Origin of the sequence: Flavobacterium sp. LC2016-23, from assembly GCF_009674775.1 — a bacterium.
Lineage (GTDB): Bacteria > Bacteroidota > Bacteroidia > Flavobacteriales > Flavobacteriaceae > Flavobacterium.
The window spans coordinates 1-7269 of record NZ_WKKE01000046.1; the positions used below are offsets into that span (position 1 = coordinate 1).

Annotated in this window: 2 protein-coding genes; both read left to right on the top strand. The window is 40.0% G+C overall.

Going from position 1 to position 7269, the window contains the following annotated elements:
• Positions 1-1295 (top strand): non-ribosomal peptide synthetase (locus GJU43_RS22570; RefSeq protein WP_154344162.1); only part of this gene is annotated, 1295 nt, incomplete at its 5' end.
• Positions 1292-7269, top strand: a 5978-nt coding sequence (locus GJU43_RS22575; protein WP_154344163.1) for a non-ribosomal peptide synthetase, incomplete at its 3' end; no start/stop codon positions are given. The genes GJU43_RS22570 and GJU43_RS22575, both read left to right, overlap by 4 nt.

The window sequence follows — 7269 nt, forward strand, 5'->3', positions numbered from 1 at the left end:
TAAAAATCCGTCACAGCTCCGTTACCAATCTGATGTACGCGATGGAAAGCGAAGTTTCGGCAAACGCATCCGATTCGTTACTGGCCGTTACAACCTATGCTTTCGATATGTCCGTGGTAGAATTATTCCTGCCGCTGCATGTGGGTGCAAGCGTAATTATCGCTTCCACGCCATCATTGAAATCACCCGAAGCGATCATCGAATTGTTTGAAAAACACGATCCGACAATCATGCAGGCCACACCGGGCTTCTGGCAGATGCTGGTAGATGCCGGCTGGGAAGGAAGCGATAAAGTCCGCGTGATTACGGGAGGAGAAGCGTTATCGCTATCCCTGGGAGAATCACTTATCCAATACTCGGAAACGATCTGGAACATGTACGGACCAACCGAGACTACGGTGTATTCGACCTATAAAAAAGTAAGAGAAACGCAGGACATTCAATACATCGGACGCCCTGTTGATAATATGCAGTCTTACATTCTGGACAAAGAATTACAATTGGTACCTATTGGCGTGATCGGAACGCTGTATATGAGCGGAGCGGGAATTGCCGTTGGGTATCAAAACAAAGAAGAACTGACATCAAAAGCTTTTATTGCGCATCCGTACCAGGAAAATACAGTAATGTACAACACCGGGGATTTATGTATGTGGAATGAGGAAGGCAGCATAAAATACTACGGCCGAATTGACCATCAGATCAAAATCCGTGGTTATAGAATCGAATTGGAAGAGATCATCTCGGCCATGTTAAGCTATGAAGGCGTACAGCAAAGTGTGGTGGTGGGAATGGAAATCGATGGCGAGAAACACCTGGCAGGTTATTATACCGGCGAAGAGGTAGAAAGTAATTTGCTGAGAAAATACCTGACCGGCTGCTTACCGGAATACATGATTCCAACGTATTTGACGGGCATCGAAAAATTCCCGTTAACCCCTAATGGAAAAATAGACAAACGTGCCTTACCCAACCCATCAGAAGGACTCGTAAGGGAATATGTCGCAGCAACCAATGAAACAGAACGTGTCCTGATCTCCATTTGGGAAGAAGTGCTTGGGAAAGAAAAAATCGGAATCAACGACAATTTCTTCGAACTCGGTGGCCATTCCCTTAAAGGAATTCAGATCATATCCAGAATTAAAAAAGAATTTGGGGTTAAACTGGAATTAAAAGAATTATTCCTTGCGCCGGTACTGGAAGATGTCGCTTCCAAAATAGCCATCATACAATGGGCAAAAAAATCAGAAACTTCAGGAGCTATTATCATTAAAAAAGATACCATAACATTATGAATGTATATACATTTTTAGAAGAACTAAAATCTAAAGAGGTTCAATTAAATCTCAAAAATGGAAAGTTAGAAGTGCAGGCTCCTGAAGGGGTACTGACGTCTGATCTTGTGGAACGCTTAAAAGAATCCAAAGAGGACATTATTGCTTTATTGCAGCATACCGGAACGGAAGAAAATCTATTGGAAATTCCGGTAGCAGCAAAAAAAGACTATTATCCGGTATCTTTTTCTCAAAACAGGTTATGGGTTTTAGATCAGTTTGATCAGGTGGCAACCGTTTTTAATATGGCCATGCACTACCGACTGAATGGTGCCATCGACGAAAAACTATTCGCAAAGGCATTCCAAATTTTAGTCGCCCGACATGAAATTCTAAGAACCCGTTTTGCAGTTAAAAACGGCCAGCCGTATCAGTACCTGTTAGAAAATGCAGCAGAAGGAATTTCTTTTGAAAGCCTGGATTATTCCAATAGTGAAAATTCAAATCAGCTGGCACAAAATAAAGCAACAGCAATAGCGGAAACCAAATTTGATTTATACCACGATCCGTTATTAAAAGTAGTGCTTATAAAAGTAGCAGACGAGCATTATTTTCTATCGCTGTGCATTCACCATATTATTTCGGACGAATGGTCGATGAATATTCTGGTCAAAGATGTAATGGCAATTTACAGCGGACTAAAAAAGGGTAAAAATGCTGTTCTGGAACCTTTGAGAATACAGTTCAAGGATTACGCCAGCTGGGAACTGGAAAATATTAAAAATGAAAAGGCAAGCCAAGAATACTGGTTAAAGAAGCTGGACGGGACACTTCCGGTTTTAGAACTGGTTTCGGATCACATTCGTCCTGTAATTCAAACCTATAACGGTAGTGAAGTTGCCGTACAAATTTCAAAAGAAAACAGTCAGAAATTCTACGAATTACTGGAAAAAAACGGCACGACCTTATTCATGGGAGCCATGTCTTTAGTATATACTTTATTGTACCGATATAGCGGTACTAATGATATTATTGTAGGAGCACCGGTATCGGGACGTAAACATGCAGATTTAGAACATCAGATTGGTTTTTATATCAACACACTGGCATTACGACAAAATATTGAGGGCAGTTCAGATTTTACAGCCTTATTACAAGATGTTAAAACCAATATACTGGAAGGCTATCAGCACCAGTCGTATCCTTTTGATTTACTGGTTGATGAATTAACCGTACAAAGAGATCCGTCACGTTCACCATTATTTGATGTGATGGTGGTTGTGGAAGATAAAGGAAAAGACAACTTAACCAAATTTGAAGGGATCACGATTGAAGAAGTAGCTTTAGAAAAGAAACGAAGCAAATACGATCTTACGTTTTGGTTTAAGGAAGGTGTTTCGGGTGAAATTGCCATTCACATTGAATACAATACCGATATTTATAGTGAGGATCGCATGACGCGATTGGCGCTTCATTTAGAAAAGTTAGTGGACAGTATTAGTACAGATGCTGCCACTCCCTTAGATAAATTATTGCTCCTAAAAGCAGAAGAACAAAAAATAATACGGGAAGACTATCAGGGAAAAATACTATCACAAGCTGCGGATGCCACCCTGATTTCACTTTTTGAAGCACAGGCGGACCAGCAGGGAAATGCCTTAGCTGTGAAATATGAAAACAACACGCTTAGTTATCAGGAATTAGAAGCGCGTTCCAATCAATTGGCACATTACTTACAAACCAATCATCAGATTGGTAAAGGAAGTATTGTCGGTGTGATGCAGGACAGGAATGAGTATTTGCTGATCAGTATTTTAGGGATACTGAAAGCAGGAGCTGCCTATTTACCAATAGACCGCAACAATCCGGCAGATCGTGTTGCGTACATGTTAGCAGATGGAAATGTATCCTTGTTACTGACTGACACAGTGGTTTCAGACTATGCAGTGACCACACAAAACAGTATAGCATTACAGGAAGAATTAGGAAATTATCCGGACACACGATTAAATATCGCAGTAGACGGAGAAGATCTGGCGTATATCATCTATACTTCAGGTTCTACAGGAAGACCAAAGGGAGTACTGATCAGACACAGTTCTGTGGTTAACTTACTGGAGTCGGTTGCCCCTGTATTCGATTTTTCAAACAAAGATAAAGTACTGGCTACGGCAACTTTTACGTTTGATATATCTGTCTTTGATTTTTTCATGCCCTTGTGCACTGGCGGTGCGCTAATTATCGCTACGGCTAATGTAATTACCGATCCGTTGTTGTTAACAGCAATGATTGAGGAAAATGGCATTACCCTCATGCAGGCGACTCCAAGTGTCTGGAATGTGCTTTTGGAAGCAGGCTGGAAAGCAGCTCATCCATTAAAGAAAATAAGTACCGGAGAATTTTTACCGGTTTCATTAGGAACCCGTTTATTAGAAATTCCGGGCCCCCTTTACAATATGTATGGCCCGACGGAAACCACGATCTGGTCCACATTTCAGCAGATTAAAGAGGTAAAAGATTTATATTCAATAGGAAAACCAATCTGCAATACCACCATCTACATCCTGGACCAACACGGACAAATAGTGCCCCAGGGAATCATAGGAAACCTTTTTATTGGTGGTAAAGGAGTAGCAAAAGGATATACGGATGCTGAATTAACAACGAAAAAGTTTGTAAAAAATCCGCTAAATACTAACGAAATCATTTATGATACAGGCGATTTATGCCAGTGGGATTTCAATGGAAATCTGGTCTATCTGGGAAGAAGCGACAATCAGATTAAACTGAGAGGGTATCGCATTGAATTAGGGGAAATAGAATCGCTGTTACAACTGGATGCGCAAGTCAATCAGGCTGTTGTCATCGTAAAAGGAGACTTTCTTTTAGCCTATGTGACAGGAAAGGAAAAAATTGACAGAGAAAATTTAAGAACAGTGCTTCAAAGCAGTCTGCCGGGGTATATGGTACCTGCTCATATCATACAATTAGAGCTGTTTCCGTTAACTTCCAGTGGCAAGATTGACAAATCAGCTTTGCCGTTTCCAAAAGAATTATCTGCCAAAAGCTATAGTGCACCGGAAACAAAAACGGAAGAATTATTAGCAGCAATCTGGTCAGAATTATTATTGGCCAGACAAGTAGGAAGAGAGGACAACTTCTTTGAATTAGGCGGAAATTCCCTGAAAGCAATTCAGTTAATCACAAGATTAAGAAATGATGCCGCACTACAAATAAGCATAGAAGCTATTTTTAGGAATCCGGTATTGCGAGATCTGGCAAAAGAGATTAAAACAATAACGCTAAAAGAAGCCGTAATACTGCCGAAAACAGCTGTACAGGAGGATTATGAATTGTCTAAAGCGCAACGCGGAACGTGGTTACAGGTGCAAAGACAGCCGAAAGCGCCGACGTTCAATATTTTTAATATTTATCAATTAAAAGGAGTCTTAAACCGTAAAGCACTGGAGGAATCTTTTAACCAGTTAATAAACCGTCATGAAAGCCTGCGAACCCTTTTTGTCTTAAAAGGAGTAGAGCCGCGCCAGAAGATTGTAGCTGCAGAAGACTATAATTTTTCAATTGAATATAAAGAAGCAAAAGACAGTAATGCCGTACTGGAGGAATTCACAAATCATATTTTTGATTTAAGTGAAGGGCCGCTTTTTAAGGTGACCGTTATACAAAACAGTCTTTATAATCACGATTTATTTTTCTCTATACACCATATTATTTCTGATGAATGGTCGATACAGATTTTAGTCCGTGATTTAATAAATTATTATAATGCATGGGTACTGGACGAAGAAGTTTCAGTAGTACCACTGCCTATTCAATATAAAGATTATGCAGCGTGGCAATCTGCAGCTTTAGGCAGTCCGGCATTTGAATTATCCCGCACATATTGGAAAAACCATTTAGCCGATGCACCAAGAATAGAATTAGCCTCAGATCGTCCGCGTCCGGCAGTAATGAGCAATAAAGGATCCCAATACAATTTCTCCTTTTCTACAGCAGCAAGCACAGCATTACAAGCCGTTTGCGCTGAATCGGGCTGTACGTTGTTTATGGGCGTTAGTGCCATAGTCTATGCGTTGTTATACCGCTACACAGGACAATCTGATATTACGTTGGGAACACCGGTGGCAGGGCGAAATCATTCCGAGTTGGAAAATCAGATCGGTCTGTATATAAACACCTTAGCACTAAGAGCACAATTTAAAGGCGATAATACTTTTAAAGATTTATTAGCAGCTGTAAAAGAAATCAGTATTTCCGGTTTCAGTCATCAAAGCTATCCGTTTGATGTTTTGGTGGAAGATTTAGACAGTTCGTTACATAAAAATCGCGCTCCGTTATTTGATGTAGTGGTTATTTTACAGAATGTAGCGTTACAGTTCATGAAATCCCTGAAGATGGAAGGAATTGAAATTAATGGAAAAGATATTGACCTTAAAGTAAGCAAAAGTGACCTGCGATTTGAATTTATTGAACGCGAAGATTTTATAGAATGCAGTATTGAATACAATACAGATTTATACGATGAAGACCGTATCGTACGCATGACTGCTCATATGGAAAATCTTTTGACAGCAGTTGGTGAAAACCCAAATCAGCAGTTAAAAGAAATAGAATATTTAGAAGAGACAGATGCGGCAACTTCACAATGGTTTGAACAAAATATAGAAAAAACAGCTCCATCATACATTCATAAAAGTTTCGAGGAGATTGTAACTATTTATCCGGAGCATACAGCAATACAAGAGGCTAATGCCCATACGACTTACGCCTCGTTAAATTCATTTGCGAACCAGTTAAGCGGTTTGTTACTGGCTACAGGCCTGTCTTCTGATGATTCCGTTGGAGTATTATTACAAAGTGGAAAAGAACTGATCGGAAGTTTACTGTCTTGTCTGAAGACCGGAATTACCTATGTACCACTATCGAATAGTTTTTCGCAGGCGAGAATGCAGCAGGCGGTTTCAGAAACGGGTATGAAAGTTTTAATTACAGATGATTCGTCCTGGTCCGTCTTTCAAAATCAGGAGGTTGATCATGAATTTGCGCATGTTTTAGTTTTTAAAGCATCAGGTTCTTCTGTTTTAGGAGATTTGGGACTTGGAAATTTAGATTTGATTACACTGGAACAGACCAGTTTGGAAGTCTATGAATTAAAATCTTCAGGAGAGTTCTTATTAGCCAATTGCAGTTTAGATAATTACAGTAAAGAAAATGTTGCCGTTGAGTATCCAATTAATAACAGCAGCTATATTTTCTACAGTTCCGGTACAACAGGCAAGTCCAAAGCAATTGTGGGGAACCAGGAAAGCATTGCGCACTATATCACCTGGCACAAAAACACATTCGGATTTAATACTGAAAGTCGTGTAAGCCAGATTGCATCAGTCACTTTTGATGCGAGTCTAAAAGATATTTTAACGAGTTTGATTTCAGGAAGCTGTTTGTGTATTCCGACTGCCAAAACCCGTGAGAATATGGTATTGTTAGGCCAATGGCTTTCAACAGAAAAAGTAACGATTTTACAAACGGTTCCTTCTTTATTCAGATTATTGACCAATAGTCTTGTAGAACAGAATCTTTCGTTAAAAGACATCAAAGAAGTTGTCCTTGCAGGAGAAAAATTATACGGACGTGATGTTGCTTTATGGCGTTCACTTTCCGGACATACAGCCCGCATGAGCAACTTATACGGACTGACAGAAACGACAGTTTTAAAAAGTTGTTACCACATTCCAAACGAAGATTTAGATCCCGGAACCGTTTTACCGGTCGGACAAGCCATTGCCAACAGTATGATCGCTGTAATCAACGATAGCGGACTCAGTATGTGGGGAGAAATCGGAGAAGTATACATTAAAAGTCCGTACATCAGCAAAGGTTATTTAGATCAGGAACTAACTGCAAAATTATTGGTACAAAATCCATTGGTTTCGGATCGTGAAGATCTGGTTTGCAGAACGGGCGACTTAGGCCG